Source organism: Achromobacter sp. GbtcB20 (genome assembly GCF_019091095.1).
Taxonomy (GTDB): domain Bacteria; phylum Pseudomonadota; class Gammaproteobacteria; order Burkholderiales; family Burkholderiaceae_B; genus Achromobacter; species Achromobacter mucicolens.
The window spans coordinates 1-274 of record NZ_JAGXJZ010000513.1; the positions used below are offsets into that span (position 1 = coordinate 1).

1 pseudogene is annotated in these 274 nt (G+C 66.1%); it reads right to left on the minus strand.

The window, feature by feature from the left end:
- Positions 1-274: pseudogene (locus tag KVT32_RS30000) on the minus strand (fructose-bisphosphatase class I); the annotation flags it as partial.

Genomic DNA, 274 nt, shown 5'->3' on the forward strand with positions numbered 1-274 from the left:
CCGGAATGCGCATGTTGCTATCGGTAAGTGCCCAGGAACCCATCTCGCGGTCCAGGGTGAAGCAGTGCACGCCGTTGCCGGTGGTCAGCCCCAGCATGGTCTGGGGGCCGTACACGGCATAGCCGGCCGCGACCTGGGACGCGCCCGGCTGCAGGAAAGCCTGCTCGGTCGGCTCGCCCATGCCTTCCGGCGCCTTCAGGACCGAGAAGATGGTGCCGATCGAGACGTTGACGTCGATGTTCGTGGAGCCGTCGAGCGGATCGAACAGCAGCAG